General features: G+C 71.0%; 17 protein-coding genes. 7 read left to right on the plus strand and 10 right to left on the minus strand.

The window, feature by feature from the left end; genetic code table 11:
* Positions 1-31: 31 nt before the first annotated feature.
* The 3 genes from ACZ4LX_RS24165 to ACZ4LX_RS24175 form a co-directional block, all read right to left on the minus strand.
* Positions 32-1897, minus strand: coding sequence for an outer membrane protein assembly factor BamB family protein (locus ACZ4LX_RS24165; RefSeq protein WP_467650369.1), 1866 nt, complete (start codon positions 1895-1897; stop codon positions 32-34).
* Between the two features lie 261 nt (positions 1898-2158).
* Positions 2159-4048: an outer membrane protein assembly factor BamB family protein gene (locus ACZ4LX_RS24170; protein WP_467650368.1), complete on the minus strand. Its 1890-nt coding sequence runs from the start codon at positions 4046-4048 to the stop codon at positions 2159-2161.
* A gap of 189 nt (positions 4049-4237) precedes the next feature.
* Entirely contained in the window at positions 4238-6052 is a 1815-nt protein-coding gene (locus tag ACZ4LX_RS24175; protein ID WP_467650366.1) for an ABC-F family ATP-binding cassette domain-containing protein, read from the minus strand.
* Positions 6053-6246: 194 nt separating this feature from the next.
* Here ACZ4LX_RS24175 and ACZ4LX_RS24180 point away from each other — a divergent pair, with 194 nt between their 5' ends.
* Entirely contained in the window at positions 6247-6900 is a 654-nt protein-coding gene (locus ACZ4LX_RS24180; protein WP_467650364.1) for a lipoprotein, read from the plus strand.
* 265 nt (positions 6901-7165) lie between these two features.
* On the opposite strand, the gene ACZ4LX_RS24185 is transcribed toward ACZ4LX_RS24180, so the two are convergent.
* The 7 genes from ACZ4LX_RS24185 to rsmI form a co-directional block, all read right to left on the minus strand.
* Positions 7166-7777, minus strand: coding sequence for a hypothetical protein (locus ACZ4LX_RS24185; protein WP_467650362.1), 612 nt, complete (start codon positions 7775-7777; stop codon positions 7166-7168).
* Between the two features lie 37 nt (positions 7778-7814).
* The gene (locus tag ACZ4LX_RS24190; RefSeq protein WP_467650360.1) at positions 7815-8957 is read right to left on the minus strand and encodes an eCIS core domain-containing protein; all 1143 of its coding nucleotides are present in this window, start codon (positions 8955-8957) and stop codon (positions 7815-7817) included.
* Between the two features lie 316 nt (positions 8958-9273).
* A complete protein-coding gene (locus ACZ4LX_RS24195; RefSeq protein WP_467650359.1) occupies positions 9274-10179 on the minus strand; it encodes a 4-(cytidine 5'-diphospho)-2-C-methyl-D-erythritol kinase in 906 nt (301 codons plus the stop codon).
* On the minus strand, positions 10176-11048 hold the full coding sequence (rsmA, locus tag ACZ4LX_RS24200) for a 16S rRNA (adenine(1518)-N(6)/adenine(1519)-N(6))-dimethyltransferase RsmA (protein WP_467650358.1): 873 nt from the start codon (positions 11046-11048) through the stop codon (positions 10176-10178). Before rsmA ends, ACZ4LX_RS24195 begins: the two co-directional genes overlap by 4 nt.
* Positions 11049-11191: 143 nt before the next feature.
* A complete protein-coding gene (locus ACZ4LX_RS24205; RefSeq protein WP_467650357.1) occupies positions 11192-12058 on the minus strand; it encodes a TatD family hydrolase in 867 nt (288 codons plus the stop codon).
* A gap of 48 nt (positions 12059-12106) precedes the next feature.
* Positions 12107-12481 (minus strand): hypothetical protein, encoded by a 375-nt coding sequence (locus ACZ4LX_RS24210; RefSeq protein WP_467650356.1) that lies wholly within the window; start codon positions 12479-12481, stop codon positions 12107-12109.
* Between the two features lie 159 nt (positions 12482-12640).
* Positions 12641-13537 (minus strand): 16S rRNA (cytidine(1402)-2'-O)-methyltransferase, encoded by an 897-nt coding sequence (gene rsmI, locus ACZ4LX_RS24215; protein WP_467650355.1) that lies wholly within the window; start codon positions 13535-13537, stop codon positions 12641-12643.
* 53 nt (positions 13538-13590) lie between these two features.
* Between rsmI and ACZ4LX_RS24220 the strand changes: the two genes are divergently transcribed.
* From ACZ4LX_RS24220 to ACZ4LX_RS24245, 6 genes are all read left to right on the plus strand, one after another.
* Positions 13591-15369: a dolichyl-phosphate-mannose--protein mannosyltransferase gene (locus ACZ4LX_RS24220; protein WP_467650354.1), complete on the plus strand. Its 1779-nt coding sequence runs from the start codon at positions 13591-13593 to the stop codon at positions 15367-15369.
* Between the two features lie 143 nt (positions 15370-15512).
* Complete coding sequence (locus ACZ4LX_RS24225; RefSeq protein ID WP_467650402.1) at positions 15513-17156, plus strand: penicillin-binding transpeptidase domain-containing protein; 1644 nt, start codon at positions 15513-15515, stop codon at positions 17154-17156.
* 152 nt (positions 17157-17308) lie between these two features.
* Positions 17309-17824: a YbaK/EbsC family protein gene (locus ACZ4LX_RS24230; RefSeq protein ID WP_467650353.1), complete on the plus strand. Its 516-nt coding sequence runs from the start codon at positions 17309-17311 to the stop codon at positions 17822-17824.
* Positions 17821-18672: an EamA family transporter gene (locus ACZ4LX_RS24235; protein ID WP_467650352.1), complete on the plus strand. Its 852-nt coding sequence runs from the start codon at positions 17821-17823 to the stop codon at positions 18670-18672. The genes ACZ4LX_RS24230 and ACZ4LX_RS24235 overlap by 4 nt, the downstream gene beginning before the upstream one ends.
* 279 nt (positions 18673-18951) lie before the next feature.
* Positions 18952-19569 (plus strand): RICIN domain-containing protein, encoded by a 618-nt coding sequence (locus tag ACZ4LX_RS24240; RefSeq protein WP_467650351.1) that lies wholly within the window; start codon positions 18952-18954, stop codon positions 19567-19569.
* Positions 19570-20047: 478 nt separating this feature from the next.
* Positions 20048-21160, plus strand: a complete 1113-nt coding sequence (locus ACZ4LX_RS24245; protein ID WP_467650350.1) for a DUF1996 domain-containing protein — start codon at positions 20048-20050, stop codon at positions 21158-21160.
* The last annotated feature ends 88 nt before the right edge of the window (positions 21161-21248 follow it).

The raw sequence follows: 21248 nt of genomic DNA on the forward strand, positions 1-21248 counted from the left end.
GTGGTGTTCCTACGGGTGCCGAGGGGAGCGGTTACTTGCCGAAGGCCATGATGGTCTTCGTCTCCAGCTCCTCCTCGTCGTTGCTCGCGCTGACCCGCCCGCTCGCGATGAACGAACGGCCGTCCGCGTACAGGATCCGCTCGCTCCAGAACGCGCTCTCGACCGCGGACGTGGAGTCCGGGTGCTTGAGCAGCATCTTCGGGGTGCCGCCGGCCGGGCCCAGAGTGGCGATGCCGCCGCCCTTGCCGTAGCCCGCGTCCACGTAGAGCAGGAGGCTTCCGCCCTCCATCCGCAGCGGCTTCATGGTCTGCTCGGCCGGGGCCTTCGCCTTCCACTTCGTCTTGCCGGTGTTCAGGTTGAACGCGACGACCTGATTGGTACGGCCGGAGCCGCCGGTGTCGTCCTGCGTCCGCATGTAGAGCGTGTTGGCGTCGGCCGTGACACCGTCGCAGCCGTCGACGGGCTTGCCGAAGATGGCGAAGGCGTTGCCGCAGCCCGTCGGGAACTTGTCACCCTTGTCGCTGACGACCTGGGAGCGCAGCGAGCCGTTCTCCTTGATCGCGAGGATGCTCCACTTCTTGTCGTCGCCGCTGCCCTTGGTCAGCGAAACGATGAGCGGGCTCACCGAGTAGATGTTGTCGACCTCCCAGCCCCGGGCCGGCTTGTAGGTCCACTTCGGCGTGCCGGTGTTCGGGTCGATCTGCTCGATCTGCTGCTGCGGGTTGTACGGGTCGTCGGTCCGGCAGCTGGTCGCGGCGATCAGCTTGGGGCCGCCGGCGAAGGCGAACGGCTGGCAGGTTCCGGCGCGCTTGCCGAAGAGCTCCTTGCCGTCGCTGACCCGGTACGCGTTGGAGGCGCCGGTGCGGCCGACCGTCACGGTGTTGCCGCTGATGGCGAGGGAGAGATCCGACATCATGTCGAAGAGCCCGCTCTTCTTGACCTCCTTCTTCCACCCCGCCTTCCCGGTGTTGAGGTCGATCAGCTGGAGGGCGGAACAGTCGGCCTTGTCGGTCGTGCCGTTCTTCACCGCGATGACGATCTTGCCGTCCGCGGTGGTCTGCGACGGGGCGGAGCAGATGTCGGCGGGAAGCTTCAGCTTCCACTTCTCCTTGCCGTCGGCCACCGAGTAGCCGGAGACCGTCCGGTACATGCCCTTGACTATGGTGTCGCCGACGATCCACGGGCCGTACACGTCCGCGCCGTTGCGCGGCAGGTCGACGTCGTTCTTCTGGAGCCAGAGGACCTTCGCCTCGCCCGGCTTGCGCCCGCCGTTCAGGTCGTCGTCGCCCTCGCGGCCGGTGCCGTTGCCGTCGCCCTCGTCGACGGTGGGCGACGGGGTCGGCGTCTTGACCGCGCCGCTCTCCTTGGCGACCGGCTCCTTGTCGTCGTCGCCCCCCGACAGCAGGTAGACACCGCCGCCGATGACCAGGAGCGCGGCGACGGCGGCACCGATGATGGCCGCGGGCTTGCCCTTGAACGGGCCACCGCCACCACCGGTCGTCGCGGGGACCGGTGCGGCCGGGTACTGCTGCTGCGGATAGCCGTAACCGGGCTGCTGCTGCTGGCCGTACGGGCCGGGCGGCTGCTGGGCGTAGGCACCCGGCTGCTGCGGCTGGCCGTACGGGCCGGACTGCTGCTGGCCGTAGGGGCCGGGCTGCTGGGCGTACGGACCGGGCTGCTGCGGCTGACCGTAGGGGCCCGACTGCTGTGTCTGGCCCGGCGCCTGGCCGGGCTGCTGGGGGTAGCCATATCCCGGCTGGGTGGCCGGCGCCTGGGGCGGCTGCGCGGGCGGAGGCGTCTGCGGCGGGCCCTGGGGCGGCTGCGGGACCCCCTGCGACGGCTCCTGCGGAGCGCCGAAGCCTCCCTGCGGCGGTTGCTGGCTGGGCGGCTGGGTCATCAGCGCGTCCCCCTTCGTGCGGTCCGGTGCCCGGTCCGGACTCCCCCGCGATCACGCCGGAGCCCGGGGAATCGGCGAAGACCCCTGAAATAACGGCGAAATGGAGCGAATCGGGCATGGATCCCGCAGTGTTACGACAGTCGAGCGGGGCTTCTTTCTACCACCCGTCCCGTCACCCGCCGAGGTTCGGTCCGCCCCTGTTCCCAAGGGAGAACCGCCCCGTGATACCGCCGTTATGCCTGTGCGGGCCCTGATCGGCCGTCAGTTGCCGAAGGCCACGATGGATCGTGTCTCGATCTCCTCGTCGTCCATGCCACTGATCCGCGAATTCGTGATGAAGGTGCGGCCGCCCACGTAGGAGACGTTCCGCTCGTAGAAGCTGCGCTCCAGGAGGGAGGCCGCCGCCGGGTGCCGCACCACCATGCTCCATGTACCGCCGGTGGCCGGGAGGGAGGCGATGCCGCCTCCCTTGTTCTTCGCCGCTGCGAGGTACATCAGCAGTTTGCCGCCCTCCGTCCGCAGCGGGGTGAGGGCCTGGTCCTTGGGGGAACTGACCGTCCACGTGGACTTGCCGGTGGAGAGGTCGAAGGCGGCGATCTTGTTGCCGTCGCCGGTCTTGAGGTCGACGGCCTTGGTCGCCATGTAGAACGTGTTCGCTCCGGCGGCCACCCCGACACAGCTGTCGAGGTTGGCCCCCTTGACGCGCCGGTCCTTGTCGCAGGAGACGGCGTACTCGCCGGGACCCCCGGAAAGCTGGGTGCGGTAGGTGCCGTTGGCGTTGAGCACCAGGATCCCCCACTTCTCCGGCTGCGTGAGCGAGATCACGATGGGGTCGGTGGAGTAGATCTGCGCGACCTGCCAGCCCTTCTTGACCTTGTACGTCCACCGCACCTTGCCGGTGACGGGGTCGATCCGCTGCACCTGGTGTTCCTTGTGGTCGTCGGCTGCGGTCTGGCAGCTCGCCGCGGCGATCGCCACGGGACCGCTGGCGAAGCCGAACGGCTGGCAGTTGCCGGGCAGTCTGCCGAACAGCACCTTGCCGTCACTGACCCGGAAGGCGTCGGTCCTGCTGGTGCGCCCCACGGTCACGGTGCCACCGTTGATCGACATCGCGAGGTCGGAGAGCCCGTCCCAGGTGCCCTCGCGGGCGTACTGCTTGCGCCAGCCGGCCTTGCCCGTGGTGAGGTCGACCATCTGGAGGTTGTCGCAGTACGCGTCCGCCGACGCGCTGTCGTCGATCCCCAGGACGATCTTGCCGTCGGCGGTGGGCCTGGTGGGCGCGGCACACACGTCGGTGGGCAGCCGCAGGCTCCACTTGAGCGTGCCGTCGGTGGCCGAATAGCCCGTGACCGTGTGGTACATGGCCGTGACGACGGTGTCGCCGGCGAACCACGGGCCGTACACGTCCTCGCCGCCCTCCGGGAGGTCGACGCCGCTCTTCTGGATCCAGAGGGCCTTCGACTCCCCCGGCTTGAGCGCCGCGTTGATCTCGGCGGCCTCCTCGCGGGGGGTGACCGTACCGTCGTCGTCGGTGTCGCCCTTGCCGTCGCCCTGGTCCACGGTCGGCGCGGGAGCGGGCGGTGCGGAGCTGTGGCCGCCGTCGGCCGCGGGCTTCCCGCCGGTCCCGTCGTCCCCGGTGGCGAGCCAGATGCCGCCGCCCGCCAGGACGGCCACCGCGAGCAGGCCGCCGATGAGCATCCCGGTCCGGCCGCGGAACCGGCCACCGCGGCCCGGCCCGCCGGGCTGCGGAGGCTGCGTCGGGTAGCCGTAGCCCGGCTGCTGCGGCTGCGCCGGATAGCCATGGCCCTGCGGCTGCGGAGGCTGCTGCTGGGGCGGGTAGCCGTATCCGTGACCCTGCGCCGGCTGGTTGTAGGGGCCGGGCGGGCTCCCGTACGGACCGGGCTGGTTGGCGTACGAGCCCGGCTGACTGCCGTACGGACCGGGCTGGTTGGCGTACGAGCCGGGCGGGCTCCCGTACGGACCGGGCTGGTTGGCGTACGAGCCGGGCGGGCTCCCGTACGGACCGGGCTGGTTGCCGTACGGGCCGGCGGGCTGCGGCGGGGCGGCCGGTGGTGGGTACGTCCCGGGCGGCGGGTCGTAAGGATCTCCGAACCCACCATGCGGCGGCTGCTGTCCGGGCGGCTGGCTCATCGGCCCGTCCCCCTGTCCCGTTGTTGTTCCGTCGGTGCCTGTGGTGCGGTGCGGTGCGGTGCGGTCGTGGTCGTCCGGCGACGACCGCACCGGGCGTGGCTTCTTTCTACCACCCGCCCCACAGGCCTCATCGGCCACACCGGTCACAGCAGTTGCACCGGCCGGGCGGGCCGGTGCCTCAGCCGGCGGTCAGGCCTCCTCGGCCAGTTCCAGCCAGCGCATCTCCAGCACATCGCGTTCCGCGACCAGTTCGCGCAGTTCGGCGTCGAGCTTCGCGACCTTCTCGAAGTCCGTCGCGTTGTCGGCGATCTGGGCGTGCAGCGTCGTCTCACGGGTCGACATCTTGTCGAGCTGCCGCTCGACCTTCTGGAGTTCCTTCTTGGCCGCGCGTGCCTCCTGCGGCGAGACGCCCGGCGCCGGGGCGGCGGCCCGGGAGGCCGGGGCGGGTGCGGCGGACGTGGCGGTCCCCGCCATCTGCTGCCTGCGCTCCAGGTACTCGTCGATGCCGCGCGGCAGCATCCGCAGCGACTTGTCGCCGAGGAGCGCCAGCACCTTGTCCGTGGTCCGCTCGACGAAGAACCGGTCGTGGGAGATCACGATCATCGACCCGGGCCAGCCGTCGAGGAGGTCCTCCAGCTGGGTCAGGGTCTCGATGTCGAGGTCGTTGGTGGGCTCGTCGAGGAAGAGGACGTTCGGCTCGTCCATCAGCAGCCGCAGGATCTGCAGCCTGCGTCGCTCACCGCCCGACAGGTCGCCGACCGGGGTCCACTGCTTCTCCTTCGAGAAGCCGAACTGCTCGCAGAGCTGGCCCGCGGTCATCTCCCGGCCCTTGCCGAGGTCGACCCGGTCGCGCACCTGCTGCACGGCCTCCAGCACCCGGAGGTTCGGGTTGAGCTCCGCGACCTCCTGGGAGAGGTAGGCCAGCTTCACGGTCTTGCCGACGACGATCTTCCCGGCCGCGGGCTGTGTGTCGCCCTGTGTACGGGCCGCCTCGGCCAGCGCCCGCAGCAGCGAGGTCTTGCCCGCGCCGTTGACCCCGACCAGGCCGATCCGGTCGCCGGGGCCGAGCTGCCAGGTGAGGTGGGTGAGCAGCGTCTTGGGGCCGGCCTGGACGGTCACGTCCTCCAGCTCGAAGACGGTCTTGCCGAGCCGGGCGTTGGCGAACTTCATCAGCTCGCTGGTGTCGCGCGGCGGCGGCACATCGGCGATCAGCTCGTTGGCCGCCTCGATGCGGTAGCGCGGCTTGGACGTACGGGCGGGGGCGCCGCGCCGCAGCCAGGCCAGCTCCTTGCGCATCAGGTTCTGCCGCTTGGACTCCTCGGTCGCGGCGATCCGCTCCCGCTCGGCCCGCGCGAAGACGTAGTCGCTGTAGCCGCCCTCGTACTCGTGGACCGTGCCGCGCTGGACGTCCCACATACGGGTGCAGACCTGGTCGAGGAACCACCGGTCGTGGGTGACGCAGACCAGTGCGGAGCGGCGGGCGCGCAGATGCCCGGCCAGCCAGGAGATGCCCTCGACGTCGAGGTGGTTGGTCGGCTCGTCGAGGACGATCAGGTCCTGCTCGGCGATGAGCAGCTTGGCGAGCGCGATCCGGCGGCGCTCGCCACCGGAGAGCGGGGCGATGACGGTGTCCAGGCCCTGCTCGAAGCCCGGCAGGTCGAGACCGCCGAAGAGCCCGGTCAGCACATCGCGGATCTTGGCGCTGCCCGCCCACTCGTGGTCGGCCAGGTCGCCGATGACCTCGTGGCGGATCGTGGCCTTCGGGTCGAGCGAATCGTGCTGGGTCAGGACGCCGAGACGCAGGCCGCCGTTGTGGGTGACCCGGCCGGTGTCCGCCTCCTCCAGCTTGGCGAGCATCCGGATGAGGGTCGTCTTGCCGTCTCCGTTACGGCCGACGACACCGATCCGGTCCCCCTCGGACACACCGAGGGACACACCGTCGAGCAGCGCACGGGTGCCGTACACCTTGCTGACCTGCTCGACATTGACGAGGTTGACGGCCACGAACGCTCCAGCTCGAAGGAGAACACTGAACCTTCAGCGTAGTCGCCATGGCACCGGCCTCCGTACGAGCGCCCGCTCACCCGTGCGGGACGGGGCCGGGAAAGGGTGTCCGGCCGGACACCTCTGTGCGGTACCTTGCCCGGATTGATCAAGATCCGGGCCGGTTCCCGGGTCCCACCGGGGTGGGGAACTTCATGAAACGACGTACGGTCCGCGCGCTGGCGCCCGTCCTGCTGGCAGCCCTCGCGCTGACCGCCTGCTCGTCCGGGTCCGGGTCCGGGTCCGGTGTGAAGGCGGACACCAAGCCGGGTGGCGGGGCGGCCGCGCACGGGGCGGGTGCGAAGACCGCGGCCAAGGGCGGCACGGTCGGGGGCGCCGGTTCCGGGTGCGAGCTGCCGGTCGCCTTCGACCTGGCGGAGAACTGGAAGGCGAAGGCCGTGACTCCCCCGGAGCCGGACTCCGAGCTCGCCGCGCTCGGCCGGCAGGGGCCGGTCGCGATGGTGTGCGAGATCGACGCGAAGCCGGCGGGACACATCGGGTTCCTGCGGGTGTGGCAGGGCGAGGGCAAGGGAGGCACGGCGCGCCAGGCGCTGGAGGGCTTCGTCAAGGCCGACGAGAACGCCTCGAAGATCACGTACAAGCGGACCCAGGCCGGGAAGCTGTCCGTGACCGAGGTGGGCTACACCGTCTACAGCAAGATCATGGAGGAGTCCCGCCCGGCCCGCGCCTTCGCCGTCGCGACCCCCGAGGGACCGGTCGTGGTGCATCTGGGCGGGCTGGACGCGGAGGAGCACAAGGGCATGCTGCCCGCGTTCGAGCTGGCGAAGCTGAGCGTGCGGCTCGGCTGAGGCCGGGCGGGGGGCCGGTCGGTGCGACCACGCGGCGTTGTCGGCAAGGAGCGGTGCCGGTACCGGCTGGTCCCGGCGCCGAGTCGCTGCGTGGTCGGCAGGAGAGCCGCAGGCCGGCCGGCAAGCTCTCGCGGCGCTCGACCGGCAGGGCGTCGAGTCCGGCGCGGCCACCTGCCCCGGGCGGTGCGCCACCGCCCGGGGCCCGGGGCCGTCCAGCATCTCCGCCGTCCCCGGAACCGGCGTGGCGGGCCCCCGAGGGGTCGGCTCAGCGCTGCGCGGGACGGAACAGGCTGTCGTCGTAGTCCGGGAAGACGGTCGGCATGACGCGACGGAACGCGGTGACCTCCGTACTGTCCTCCAGGCCCCGGCAGAGGGTCTGCGGCCAGTACCAGAAGCCGCGGGAGGCGATCAGCCGTTCCAGGTAGGCGTCGAAGGAGTACCCGGTGTCGTACAGCTCCTCGCCGAGGTAGTGGTAGTGGACGGAATCGCTCGGCGGGACGAGTGCCGCGCAGGCCTCGGGGACGAACCGGTCCAGGGGCCGGACGTCGCGGAACTCCTGGTCCTGCGCCGAGTGCCGGACGATGCCCTCCCAGTCGCCGAGGACCTGACGCAACGGCAGCAGGTTGATCAGGCCCTGGTCGGAGAGGTTGTGGTTGAGGAGCTCGGGAACGGTGTGCCGCCAGGTCAGGCGGACCGCGCCGACCTGGCGGTAGAAGGCCTCGACGCCCGCCGGAAGACGACCGTCGGCCAGACGGAGGGCGAGCTCCAGGTCGGCGGGCGGGGTCGGTGGCGCGACGGTGGCGTCCAGGAGCTCCGTGCGGGGGTTTCGCTCCAGGTCACTGATCATCGCGGACAGCCGGGCACGGGGGTCGATCACGGAGGTACGTCTCCTTCGGCGGCGCCAGCGGGTGCGGTCAGTTCTTCAGTCGGTTGTTCTCGATCAGCCAGGCGTCGTGGCCCAGTTCCTTGCCCGTGGTGTCGTAGACGGTGTACTCGGCGTGGATCTCGCCGGCCAGCTTGGCGGCGTAGTTGGTGTCGATGTCGGCGTCCACGTTGGCGTCGCCGGTCTTGAAGTCCTTCGCGGCGGGGTGGGTGCTGTAGTCGGCCTCCACGTAGTACTCGACCACGTGGCCCTTGTTCAGCACCTCGTCCTTGAACTTCTTCTCGACCTTGGAGTGGTGCTCCGAGTTCGCGGACGCGGTGATCGGCGTCATGTTCTTCATGACGCCGGGGCCGCCGACGTTGTGGTTGAGCAGGTGTCCCTGCACCATGAAGTTCTGGAACCAGGGGCCGGCCGCTCCGCCCTTGGGCCACCAGGACGGCTGCTCCTGGGGTGCCGAGCCCTTCCCGAGCTGCCCCGGCCACAGTTCGGCGTGCATGGTGGTACCGACGCCGTTGCCGTTCACCCCGCCGTAGTTGACGTACGGAGTGCCGGTGAACGCCCGCTGCACCGACAGCTCCGGCACTGCGGACGGGGAGTGGGCGGCGGCCCGCTGGACGGTGGCTTCGGGCACGGGCCCGCTCAGCGCCCGGACGGCGTTCGCCTCGGCGGCGCGCTCGAACCGGTCGCCGGGGTCGCTGACCGACAGTCCGTCCCCGTGGTCGGTGCCGGACACCGGGCCCGACCGCTGCTGGATGACATGGGTCAACTCGTGCGCCAGGGTGTGCTTGTCGCCGCCGCCGTGGCCGATCACGACGTGCTCGCCGGAGGTGTAGGCGCGGGCGCTCATCTCGGCCGCCGAGCGGGCCGCGGCGGGGCCGTCGTGGAGCCGCACACTGCTGAAGTCGGCGCCCAGGCGGGCCTCCATCTCCGTCCGCACGCCGTCGGCCAGCGGACGGCCCGGCGACCGCAGTACCTGGTGGGCCGTCGAGCGCTGGACCGGTGCCTCCTCCGCCTCCAGCTGCCGCCCGAGCAGTTGGACGACGGCCGCGTTACCGAAACTGCGCTGCAGCGCGGCGAGCGAGTGGTGGTCCGGCGCGGACTGCCGCTGCGCGGTCGACCGGCCGCGGTCGCGGCGCTCGGACTCGCTCCGCGGTTTCGGGTCATGCGCGTGCACATCCACCTCCTGGACAGACGGTTCGCACCGCGGTTGCTGTGTCCATGCCGGTCTACGGCGGATGCCGCGGGCCGCGCAAGGACCACGGGGGCAGTGTCGGGGCCAGACTCCGGGGGACCCGCAGGTGTCACAGCGGCCGACCGGATCCGGACCGGCTCCACCGTCGCTCGGGCCCGCCCGAGCGACGCCGACCGCACTGGCCCCCGTTCCCCCGGCCAGGTTCCGACCGGCGTGTCAAGGCTCAAGCAGCCACAGAGCGGCATCAGCTCGCCTGCCGCTGCCCCTACGGCCGCCGACTCGCCTCCTGCCGCTGCCCCTACGGCCGCAGAATCGTCGCTCCCGGAGCGGGGGACGCCGCGATCCGGGCGGTGCGGCAGGTGTCCGAGGCGGTCAGCGCGTCGGCCACCTTGCGGGCCGACGCCTCGTCCTCGGCCAGGAACGCGGTGGTCGGCCCGGAGCCCGAGACGAGCGCGGCCAGGGCGCCCGCCGCGGTGCCCGCCGCCAGGGTGTCGGCCAGCGAGGGCCGCAGCGACAGCGCGGGGGCCTGGAGGTCGTTGCTCAGGGCCGCGGCCAGTGCGGCGGGGTCACCGGCCCGCAGCGCGTCCATGAGCGCGGCGGACGCGGCGGGCTCGGGCACCCGGGTGCCGGCCGTGAGCCGGTCGAACTCGCGGTAGACGGCCGGGGTGGAGAGGCCGCCGTCGGCGACCGCGAAGACCCAGTGGAAGGTGCCGCCGGTCTCGACCGGGGTCAGCTGCTCGCCGCGGCCGACGCCGAGGGCCGCTCCGCCGACGAGGCTGAACGGCACATCGCTGCCCAGCTCCGCGCAGAGGCCGAGAAGCTCCTCGCGGGTGGCACCGGTGGACCAGAGCGCGTCGCACGCCAGCAGGGCACCGGCCCCGTCCGCACTGCCGCCCGCCATACCGCCCGCGACGGGGATGTCCTTGGCGATGTGGATGTGGACATCGGGTGCGATGCCGTACCGCTCGGCCAGCGCGGCCGCCGCGCGGGCGGCGAGGTTGGTGGCGTCCAGCGGCACCTGGGCGGCGTCCGGGCCGGAGCAGGTCACGCGCAGCCCGTCGGCGGGGGTGACGGTGACCTCGTCGTACAGGCCGACGGCGAGGAAGACGTTGGCCAGGTCGTGGAAGCCGTCGGGGCGCGCTGCGCCGACGGCGAGCTGGACGTTGACCTTGGCGGGTACCCGGACGGTGACGCTCGCGCTCATACGGACGGCTCCGGCTTGTTCTCGGCGATGGCGGCGAATTCCTCGACGGTCAGGGCCTCGCCGCGGGCCTGCGGCGAGATTCCGGCCGCGACCAGCGCGGCCTCGGCTGCGGGAGCGGAGCCCGCCCAGCCGGACAGCGCCGCCCGCAGCGTCTTGCGGCGCTGGGCGAAGGCGGCGTCGACGACCGCGAAGACCTCGGCCTTGCTCGCCGTGGTGGCGACGGGCTCGGTCCGGCGCACCAGGGAAACCAGCCCCGAGTCCACGTTCGGCGCGGGCCAGAACACCTTGCGGCCGATGGAACCGGCGCGCTTGACGTCGGTGTACCAGCCGGCCTTCACCGACGGCACGCCGTAGACCTTGTTGCCCGGCCTGGCGGCCAGCCGGTCGGCGACCTCGGCCTGCACCATGACAAGGGTCCGCTCGATGCTCGGGAAGCGGTCGAGCATGGTGAGCAGCACCGGCACGGCGACGTTGTACGGAAGGTTGGCGACCAGCGCGGTGGGCGGCGGGCCCGGCAGCTCCCGTACGAGCATCGCGTCCGAGTGCACGAGGGCGAACCGGTCGGCGCGCTCCGGCATCCGGGCGGCGACCGTGGCCGGCAGGGCGGCCGCCAGCACGTCGTCGATCTCGACGGCGACGACCCGGTCGGCCGCCTCCAGCAGGGCCAGGGTCAGCGAGCCCAGACCGGGGCCGACCTCGACCACCACGTCGTCCGGGCGGACCTCCGCTGTGCGCACGATCCGGCGGACCGTGTTGGCGTCGATGACGAAGTTCTGACCGCGCTGCTTCGTGGGGCGTACGCCCAGCGTCGCCGCCAGTTCGCGGATTTCTGCGGGGCCCAGGAGGGCGTCGGGCTCTGTGGTGCTCACCCGTCAAGCCTACGGGCTGTCTCCTCCCCGCCCGCCCCGGCCGCGGCGGGGGCCGGTACCGGCCTTCACGGCCCGGCCGACGGGTTCCCGTACGGCCTGGGCGGCCGGCAGGACGGCGTCGCGCGGACGCGGCGCCGTCCGTGTCAGTAGTCGAACGCGCACGCCGTGTTGTCGGCGATCGCCGAGGCCAGGGTGTCCTCGTCGACGCCCTTGACGGCGGCCATGGCACGCAGCGTGACCGGAATCAGATACGGCGCGTTGGGCCGTCCGCGGTACGGGGCGGGGGTCAGGAAGGGCGCGTCCGTCTCGACCAGGACCAGTTCCATCGGCGCGACGGCCAGCGCGTCACGCAGCGGCTGGGCGTTCTTGAACGTCATGTTGCCCGCGAAGGACATGAAGTACCCGGCGTCCGCGCAGATCCGGGCCATGTCGGCGTCGCCGGAGTAGCAGTGGAAGACGGTCCGCTCGGGGGCGCCCGCGTCGGCCAGGACACGCAGCACATCCGCGTGCGCCTCGCGATCGTGGATGACGAGCGCCTTGCCGTGCCGTTTGGCGATCTCGATGTGGGCCCGGAAGGACTCCTCCTGGGCGGCCATGCCCTCGGGGCCCGTACGGAAGTGGTCGAGCCCCGTCTCGCCGACGCCCCGCACCCGGTCCAGCGCGGCCAGCGCGTCGATCTCGGCGAGCGCCTCGTGGAGCGCGGCGGTCCCGCCGCCCTCCCGGGCCCCCTGCCGGGACCACCCGTCCGGGTCCCCGTGCACGATGCGCGGCGCCTCGTTGGGGTGCAGGGCCACGGCCGCGTACACACTCGGGTGCGCGGCGGCGGTCTCGGCGGCCCAGCGCGAGCCCTTCACGTCGCACCCCACCTGGATCACGGTCGTCACGTTCACCGCGGCGGCCCTGGCCAGGCCCTCCTCGACGGTGCCGTCCTGCATGTCCAGGTGGGTGTGCGCATCGGCGACCGGCACCCGGAGGGGCTCGGGCAGCGGCGGGGCTTCGGTACGGCTCATGGCCACGATCGTACGAGGACCGCGACCGCCGGACTCACCTCGCGGGAGTCACCTGCGCTGGAAGGGGTGGAGCAGGTCGGAGAAGTGCCAGTGGCGGTCTCCCGCCGGAGCCGCGGTGGCGGCCACGGGCTCCCGCGTGTCGGCTTCGGCTTCGACGGCCGGCCGGCGGTTCTGGAGCAGCTGCTGCACCGTCGAGACCCGTCCGGCCCGCATGATCCGTACGACATGCCCGCCGCAGTTCGTGCAGGTGGGCGTGGAAAGCGGGGACGGCACACGTTCGCCGTCCGCCTTGTAGACCACGTAGGCGTGATGGGAACCGTCGACGTGGTGCTCGATTTCGTAGGCCTGTTCCCAGCCGTGTCCGCACCTCATGCAGGCGAAGGCATACGCCTCGTGCACGGTGGTTGCTGCGATCTCGCTCATGCCTGCTCCTCTTGTCCGCCGGACAAGTACTCCGGAGAATGCGTCCTGATGTCCAGTGGACGCCTTTACCGGCGGGAGCGCACCGGCCCTGTCGAGTGTTGGAGCGGTTTTGGCCTTCTCGTGGCAAAAGGGGCCGGAACGCGGCTCGCGCTTTGCCTTTTACGATAGTCCTTTGCCGTCCGCTGGGCCGGTCCGAGCCGCGTTCTTTGCCGCGACGACCGCGTCGAACACCTCGCGTTTGGGAAGCCCCGCCGCGGCGGCGACGGCGGCGATCGCCTCCTTGCGCCGCTCCCCCGCCTCCTCGCGCACCAGCACCCTGCGTACCAGCTCATCGGCGTCCAGTTCCTCGGCTCCGGAGTCCGCCGCGCCCTCGACGACGACGGTGATCTCGCCGCGTACGCCTTCGGCCGCCCAGACGGCGAGCTCGCCCAGCGGACCGCGCTTCACTTCCTCGTACTTCTTGGTCAGCTCCCGGCACACCGCGGCGCGCCGGTCACCGCCGAAGACCTCGGCCATCGCGGCGAGGGTGTCGTCGAGCCGGTGCGGAGCCTCGAAGAACACCATGGTGCGGCGCTCGTCGGCGACCTCGCGGAGCTTGCCCAGGCGCTCACCGGCCTTGCGCGGCAGGAAGCCCTCGAAGCAGAAACGGTCCACCGGGAGCGCGGACAGGGCGAGCGCGGTGAGCACGGCCGACGGGCCCGGCACCGCGGTGACCTTGATGTCCTTCTCCACCGCGGCGGCGACCAGCCGGTAGCCGGGGTCGGACACGGACGGCATCCCCGCGTCCGTGACCAGCAGCACCCGCGCGCCGCCCAGCAGCGCCTCGACGAGTTCGGGCGTACGGGCGGACTCGTTGCCCTCGAAGTAGGAGACGACACGCCCCGTGGTGTGGATGCCCAGCGCCTGCGTCAGCCGGCGCAGCCGTCGCGTGTCCTCGGCCGCGACGACATCGGCCGTCTCCAGTTCGGCGGCGAGTCGTGGCGGGGCGTCCGCCACATCGCCGATGGGGGTCCCTGCGAGTACCAGCGTTCCAGTCGTCTCCGTCACAACGTCCATCCTCCCAGCACGGGCGGCAGGACTCGCACAGACGCGTTCCCTACGATGGCGCGGTGACGAGTACTGCGCCCGAAGCCCGGCAGGGCCAAGACGCCGGGGAACAGCACGGCCCGGAGCCGACTTCCTGGCAGCAGCGGCTGCGCCGCTTCGGCCACTTCCCGCGCCCCGGGATCGGGCTGCGCGAGCGGCTGGTGCCGCCGTACACCCGCCCGGGGGGCCAGTTGTGGGCGGTGCTCGGGGTGTCCCCGCTGCTCGCGGACCGGCTGGTGCGCTGGTCGGCGTGGGGCGGTCCGCTGCTGGTGGCGGCGGTCGCCGGGGTGCTGCGGTTCTGGAACCTGGGCAGCCCGCACGCGGTGATATTCGATGAGACGTACTACGCCAAGGACTCCTGGGCGCTCATCAAGCAGGGGTACGAGGGTGCGTGGCCCAAGGACGTCGACAAGCTGATCCTCAACGATCCGTCCCAGGTGCCGGTACCGACCGATCCCGGTTATGTGGTGCACCCGCCGGTCGGCAAGTGGATCATCGGCATCGGCGAGCAGATCTTCGGATTCACGCCGTTCGGCTGGCGCTTCATGGTCGCCGTGCTCGGCACGCTGTCGGTGCTGATGCTCTGCCGGATCGGCCGCAGGCTGTTCCGTTCGACGTTCCTGGGCTGTCTGGCGGGCGGGCTGCTCGCGGTGGACGGTCTGCACTTCGTGATGAGCCGCACCGCGCTGCTCGACCTGGTGCTGATGTTCTTCGTGCTGGCCTCGTTCGGCTGTCTGCTGATCGACCGGGACTGGGCGAGGCGCAGGCTCGCCGCCGCGCTGCCGGTCGACGAGGACGGCGTGCTGCGACCGGACGCCGGGGTCGCGGAGGGGCTGCGGCTCGGCTGGCGTCCCTGGCGGATCGCGGCCGGGATCTCGCTGGGGCTGGCCTTCGCGACCAAGTGGAACGGGCTGTACATCATGGTCGCGTTCGGCCTGATGACGGTGTTGTGGGACGTGGGCGCGCGGCGGACCGCGGGCGCGGTGCGGCCGTACACGGCGGTCCTGAAGCGGGACCTGGTGCCGGCGTTCGTCTCCACGGTGCCGGTCGCGGTCCTCACGTACATCGCCTCCTGGACCGGCTGGATCATCCACAACGACCCCGACCGGCACGGCTACTACCGGAACTGGGCGGCGACCGACGGCAAGGGCGGCAGCTGGAGCTGGCTGCCGGACTGGCTGCGCAGCCTGTGGCACTACGAGAACCAGGTCTACGAGTTCCATGTGAACCTGACGTCCGGTCACACCTACCAGTCCAATCCGTGGAGCTGGATCGTGCTGGGCCGGCCCGTCTCGTACTTCTACGAGGAGCAGAACGGCTGCACCGATTCGTCGACCGGCAAGTGCGCGCGCGAAGTGCTGGCGATCGGCACGCCGCTGCTGTGGTGGGCCGCGTGCTTCGCCCTGCTGTACGTGCTGTGGCGCTGGTTCTTCCGCCGCGACTGGCGGGCGGGCGCCATCGCCTGCGGGGTGGCAGCGGGGTGGGTGCCGTGGTTCCTTTACCAGGAACGCACCATTTTCCTTTTCTACGCGGTCGTGTTCGTGCCCTTCCTCTGCCTCGCCGTCACGATGATGATCGGCGCGATGCTGGGCCCTGCGGCAGGCACCGGGGCAAAGAACGAACTGAGCCCGTCCATGGGCGATCCCTCGGGCGAAAGACGCCGGACCGTGGGGGCCGTCGCCGCCGGCGTACTGGTCCTTCTGATCGTCTGGAATTTCATTTACTTCTGGCCGCTGTATACCGGAACCCCGATTCCGGAGGATTCCTGGCGGGACCGGATGTGGCTGGATACCTGGATTTGACCGTTCTGTTCATGTATTTCGCGCGGCGGCGGATCGCATTCCGGTAACAACCGGCTCCACGGTCACGGCAGTCCCGTAACGTGCCGGGAACAGCCTCCTTGAACGTGTTCAAGGAGGCGTTCCTGGGGAGGGGGACTACGGGGATGCGCAGTGGGGCGAAGGTCGCGGTGGTCGGCGGAGTGTTCGCGGTCGTGGTCGGCGGGGTGGGATACGGGGCCTACAACGTCCTGGACGGGCTCGGCAGCAGCGGGGTCGGAGGCGGCACGGACACCAGGGCCACCTCGGCCGAGGTGAAGACGGGGCCGGTAACCGAGGAAGAGATCGCCGAGACGTCGAAGAAGTTCCTCGCCGCATGGGCGAAGGGCGACGCGGAGACCGCGGCCGGGCTCACCAACAACGAGGGCGACGCCACACCGGCCCTGGTCGGCTACAGGGAATCGGCCCATGTCACCCGGGCCGTGATCACTCCCGGCCCGGCGGCCGGATCGAAGGTGCCCTACACGGTCGAGGCGACCGTCTCCTACGGCGGGACGACGAAGCCCTGGTCGTACGCCTCCGAGCTGACGGTGGTACGCGGTCTGACGACGGGCCGCCCGCTCGTCGACTGGCTGCCCTCCGTCGTCCATCCGGACCTGGGCAAGGGCGAGTCGCTGGAGACCGGCGAGTCCTCGACCGCTTCGATCGAGGCCGTCGACCGCAACGGCAACGTACTCACCAAGGAGAAGTACCCCTCGCTCGGCGGCATTCTGGACGAGCTGCGCAAGAGGTACAGCGCGAAGGCCGGCGGCACCGCCGGTGTCGAGACCTGGATCAACAGCGCCGCCGCCGACGGGGCCGACAGGACACTGCTGACCCTGGTCAAGGGGAAGCCGGGCAGGGTGCCGACCACATTGGACGCGAACGCCCAGACGGCGGCGGAGACCGCGGTCAAGCAGTTCAGCGGGGCCTCCGTGGTGGCGGTCAAACCGTCCACCGGCGAGATCCGCGCGGTGGCCAACAACCCGGCGGACGGCTTCAACGCGGCGATGCAGGGCAAGCAGGCACCGGGCTCCACGATGAAGATCGTGACCGCCGCACTGCTCATCGAGAAGGGCCTCGCCTCGGCGAACAGCCCCGTCGAGTGCCCGAAGGAAGTGCTCTACCAGGGCGCCACTTTCCACAACCTGAAGTACTTCTCGCTCCCGCCCACGGACACGTTCACCTCCAGCTTCGCCCAGTCCTGCAACACGGCCTTCATCAAGCTGATCGACGACACGAAGGACGACGCGGCGCTCGGCAAGGAGGCCCGGGACGTCTTCGGGATCGGCCTGGTCTGGAAGACCGGTGTCACCTCCGTCGACGGCAGCGTGCCCGAGGCGACCGGCGGCGAGGCGGCGGCCCAGTACATCGGCCAGGGCACGGTGACGATGAACGCGCTCAACATGGCGTCGATCACCGCGACGGCCCACACCGGCACCTTCCGCCAGCCGATCCTCGTGCCGAGCAGCCTGGACGGCCGTCAACTCGTCTCCGCTTCCCGCTCGCTCTCCCCGAACGTCACCGGCCAGCTGAACAACATGATGCGGGCCACCGCCTCCTGGGGCACCGGCAAGGCGGCCATGTCCTCGGTCCGCGGCGACAAGGGGGCCAAGACCGGCTCGGCGGAGGTGGACGGGCAGGGCACGTCCAACAGCTGGTTCGCCGGGTTCAGCGACGATCTCGCGGCAGCGGCGGTCGTCCAGTCCGGCGGCCACGGCGGCGACGCGGCCGGCCCGGTCGTCGCCGCGGTCCTGCGCGCGGGTCACTGACGGCGGCAGGCGCTTCACCTGCGCCCCCGGGGCCTCTGCCGCACACGCTGCCGAGGCCCCGGCCACGCCGTCCGCTACCCCGCTACCCCGTCAACCCGCCATCCAGTGAACCCGATCGCACGCCCCGGACCTCGGCCGATAGCGTGCAGGGCATGAGTACTCCGGACGCCCACGCCCCGACGGGCCACGCCACTTCCGCCGCCCATCCCCGATTCGCCGAGGCCCTGACCGAGCTCGGGCTCGATGTCGAGATCCGCCGCTTCCCGGAGGCCACCCGGACCGCGGCCGAGGCCGCGGCCGCTCTCGGCTGCGAACTCGGCGAGATCGTCAAGTCGTTGATCTTCGAGGCCGACGGAGTGCCGGTGCTGGTCCTGATGGACGGCTCCTCGCGCGTCGATGTGGAGCTCGTGCGGCAGGAGCTGGGGGCGGCGAAGGTACGGCGTCCGGGCGCCGACGTGGTCCGGGAGGCCACCGGTTACGCGATCGGCGGTGTGCCGCCCTTCGGGCACCGCACCAGGACCCGGGTGCTGGCCGACCGGGGGCTGCTCGCCCATGCGACGGTGTGGGCGGCGGCCGGCACCCCGTACACCGTCTTCCCGCTCGACCCGCAGACGCTGATCGCGCACGCGGGCGGCACGGTGGTGGACGTACGCGAGCAGGCCGAGTGACCCCGCTGGTCGCCATGGCCGTCCTGACGGCCGCCTTCACCCACGCCGGCTGGAACGCCATCGCGCATGCGATCAAGGACCAGTTGCTGTCCTTCACCCTGATCTCCGGGGGCGGTCTGCTGATCGGCGCTGCCGCCGCCGTGTTCGTACCGTTCCCGGCGGCGGAGGCCTGGCCGTACCTGTTCGTCTCCGCCGCCCTGCATGTGGCGTACATGCTGCTGCTGATGCGGTCGTTCACGCTGGGCGACTTCGGCCAGATGTACCCGATCGCGCGCGGCACCGCCCCGCTCGTGGTCACCGTCCTCGCCGCCGTCTTCGTGGGCGAGCGCCCGGACGGCTGGGCGACGGCGGGCGTCGCGGTCGCCTCGGCCGGACTGGTCGGGCTCGCCCTGTGGGGAATCCGAGGGGCCGGCAAGCGCCCGCAGTGGCCCGCGATCCTGGCCGCGCTCGCGACCGGTCTGGCCATCGCCGGCTACACGACGGTGGACGGCGTCGGCGTACGCGCCTCCGGCAGTTCGCTCGGCTACATCGCCTGGCTGATGATCCTGGAAGGCGTGGCCATCCCGGTGTACGCCCTGTACCGCCGCCGCTCCGCCCTGCCCGCCCAGCTCCGCCCGTACGCGGTACGCGGCCTGGTCGGCGCGGCCCTGTCGGTGACGGCGTACGGCCTGGTCCTGTGGGCCCAGACCCGGGCGGCACTCGCCCCGGTCGCGGCCCTGCGCGAGTCGTCGATCATCGTGGGCGCGGCGATCGGGACCGTCTTCTTCAAGGAACGGTTCGGCGCACCCCGGATCGCGGCGGCGGGGCTGATGGTGGTGGGGATCGGACTGATGCTGCACACGAGTTGAGGTGTGACGGCAGGTCACGCCCGGCTGCGTCCCGGAGCCCCGGCGAAGGGGCCTTTGCGATGCCGCCTCCGGCAGTTCCGGGCCCGCACCCCGCCCACGGCCGGAAGGCGGAGGACATCGAGCGTCTCGGAACGAGGGACGTTCCCGGCCACGATTCGGTGGTGGAGATCCCCCGCGCATGGTTCAGTTCGAGCGTGATCACCGCTTCGTATCGGTGGAGGGTCTGACATGAAGCGAAGACGTAGGTCAGGACACACCACAAGCCAGGAGGCCGCACCCATGCGGAAGACCTTTGCCATAGCCGCCGCCGTCATCGGAATGATCGGGGCACTCGCCACCGCGCCCGGCGCTTCGGCCGCGTCCTCGGTCGCGAGCGAGGACGCCCCGGCTCCCGTCGTGGCGATCGACCCCGTACTGCCGTCCCCCGACGCGATTCCGTACAACGCGCCGGAGGGGACGGAGGTGGACGAATCCGGGAGCAATGTCTTCATCGGGTACAAGAACTTCGTCCAGTACGGGTACGGGACGTGCCTGGACGACAGTCCCGCCCACGGGCTCCGGCTTCACACGTGCAGCAGCAAGAGTGCCGGCAACCGTTACCAGACGTGGTACTTCAAGAACGTGGACGGCTCGTTCCTGTTCCAGAACGAGGCCACGGGCCTCTGCCTCGACGGCAGCAGCAATCACGGCGTACGCACGCACACGTGCAGCAGCGCCAGCTACAACAACGGCTATCAGAAGTGGCGGACGTACGCCTCCAACCCCGCCAAGACCTATGTGAGCTGGAAGAACGTAGCCACGGGTACGTGCATGGACTACAGCTCCGGCTACGGACTGCGCCTCCACACCTGTAGCACCGACAGCTTCAGCAACGGCTACCAGACCTGGAGCTACTGAACCTCGGGGTGAACCCGCCGCCGACGGACTGTCCGGCGGCGGCGGGCCGCGCGACTCTCCCCCGGCCCCGGAGAGCCCAGAGGCGCGTTCCGAAAATGGGGGGCGGTCGACGGCCTCACTCGACGGCATGCCGGGCCTCGTCGTCCTCGCGGTGCGACGAGGAGACGCTCACTCCCGGCCGCCGGATCCGCCTGGCGTCAGCACTCACCCGGTCACGCCGCCACCGGCTGCGGCCGGAAGCGCCCGGCCGAACAACAGATGTACCACGCATACGAGTTGAACACCTGCGGTCTCCCCGCAGGCCATCCCGCGACTCCCCCGCCGGCACGGCCAGCCGCACCCCTCCCCACCCGCTCCGCGCTCGACGGCCATCGTTAACCAACTCTTGACACGCTCTTGTCAGGAGCGGAACACTCCGAGTTGGGAGAGCGCTCTCCCAACTCCACGCAACGCCCCCACGACGCAGCAGGAGGTCTCCATGCCACGGAGGTCGAGAACCCTCACCGGACTGCTCTTGTTCACCTCGCTGACCCTGACCACGGCAGGAATCGCCGGGATCGCGGCGACAGCGAACGCCTCATCCGGGACCCGGGCCGAGGCATCGGGCACGCACACCGCGCACAACGCCGCGTACTCCATGCCCGGGATGCCCGGCATGCCCGCGTCCACCCAGGCCTCGGGCGACGACCCGGACGGCGACGGCTACATCATGGCCGACCCGCCGGTCACCGGGGTCACCCCCTCGACGGCGGTCCCTCCGCAGGCGTACTTCCACGAGTTCCAGGCCAAGTGCGCCCCGACGCACACCGCCCCGGACGACCCGATCGTGTATCCGGGGCAGCCCGGCAAGTCCCACGACCACACGTTCATGGGCAACACCACCACGAACGCCGACACCACCACCGCCTCGCTCGAAGCCGGTGACACGACCTGTCTGGCGCCCGGCGACAAGTCCGGGTACTGGATGCCGAGCCTGTTCGACGGGGACCGGAAGGTGCTCCCCGAGGGCGTCCAGACGATCTACTACAAGTCGGGCGTCACCGACTACACCAGCGTGCGGCCCTTCCCGCGCGGGCTGCGGTACGTCGTCGGCAGCCCGATGCAGAGCCAGGAGGAGTTCAAGAACCTCAAGGGCACGGTCGAGGGCTGGGAGTGCGGCGACAGCTTCAAGAACTACGACTTCCCGGCGGCCTGCCCCGACCGTCAGGACGTCCAGCTCAACCTGCGCCTCCAGGCGCCCAGTTGCTGGGACGGCATCCACCTGGACACGCCCGACCACAAGAGCCACATGGCCTACCCGGTGGCGGGGGGAGCCAACTACAACTCCTGCCCGGCCGACCACCCCGTCGCGCTGCCGATGATCGAGTTCAAGATGGCCTGGCCGGTCAACGGTGACATGTCGCAGGTGAAGCTGGCGAGCGGCGCCGGATTCTCCTTCCACTACGACTTCATGAACGGCTGGGACGCCGCCACGCTCGACGCGATGGTCACCCACTGCGTCAAGGGCGGCCTCCAGTGCGACCCGCACGGCTACGACGAGAACCACCCCGACAAGGGCGCGGTCCTCGACGAGAACTACCAGCTGCCCTAGGAGTTGTCGTCAAAGTGTCACGCCCACATCAGCAGCGAGGCGAGGGTGACGGCTGCCTGGTAGGACTCGGCGGTCTTGTCGTAGCGGG

Source organism: Streptomyces sp. NPDC026062, from assembly GCF_055568375.1.

Bases quoted from the DNA above. Each gene is read 5' to 3' on its own strand.
- ACZ4LX_RS24165 (WP_467650369.1), bottom strand. From the start codon at position 1,897: ATGACCCAGCCGCCCAGCCAGCAACCGCCGCAGGGAGGCTTCGGCGCT.
- ACZ4LX_RS24170 (WP_467650368.1), bottom strand. From the start codon at position 4,048: ATGAGCCAGCCGCCCGGACAGCAGCCGCCGCATGGTGGGTTCGGAGAT.
- ACZ4LX_RS24180 (WP_467650364.1), top strand. From the start codon at position 6,247: ATGAAACGACGTACGGTCCGCGCGCTGGCGCCCGTCCTGCTGGCAGCC.
- ACZ4LX_RS24195 (WP_467650359.1), bottom strand. From the start codon at position 10,179: ATGAGCGCGAGCGTCACCGTCCGGGTACCCGCCAAGGTCAACGTCCAG.
- ACZ4LX_RS24205 (WP_467650357.1), bottom strand. From the start codon at position 12,058: ATGAGCCGTACCGAAGCCCCGCCGCTGCCCGAGCCCCTCCGGGTGCCG.
- ACZ4LX_RS24210 (WP_467650356.1), bottom strand. From the start codon at position 12,481: ATGAGCGAGATCGCAGCAACCACCGTGCACGAGGCGTATGCCTTCGCC.
- rsmI (WP_467650355.1), bottom strand. From the start codon at position 13,537: ATGGACGTTGTGACGGAGACGACTGGAACGCTGGTACTCGCAGGGACC.
- ACZ4LX_RS24225 (WP_467650402.1), top strand. From the start codon at position 15,513: ATGCGCAGTGGGGCGAAGGTCGCGGTGGTCGGCGGAGTGTTCGCGGTC.
- ACZ4LX_RS24230 (WP_467650353.1), top strand. From the start codon at position 17,309: ATGAGTACTCCGGACGCCCACGCCCCGACGGGCCACGCCACTTCCGCC.
- ACZ4LX_RS24240 (WP_467650351.1), top strand. From the start codon at position 18,952: ATGCGGAAGACCTTTGCCATAGCCGCCGCCGTCATCGGAATGATCGGG.
- ACZ4LX_RS24245 (WP_467650350.1), top strand. From the start codon at position 20,048: ATGCCACGGAGGTCGAGAACCCTCACCGGACTGCTCTTGTTCACCTCG.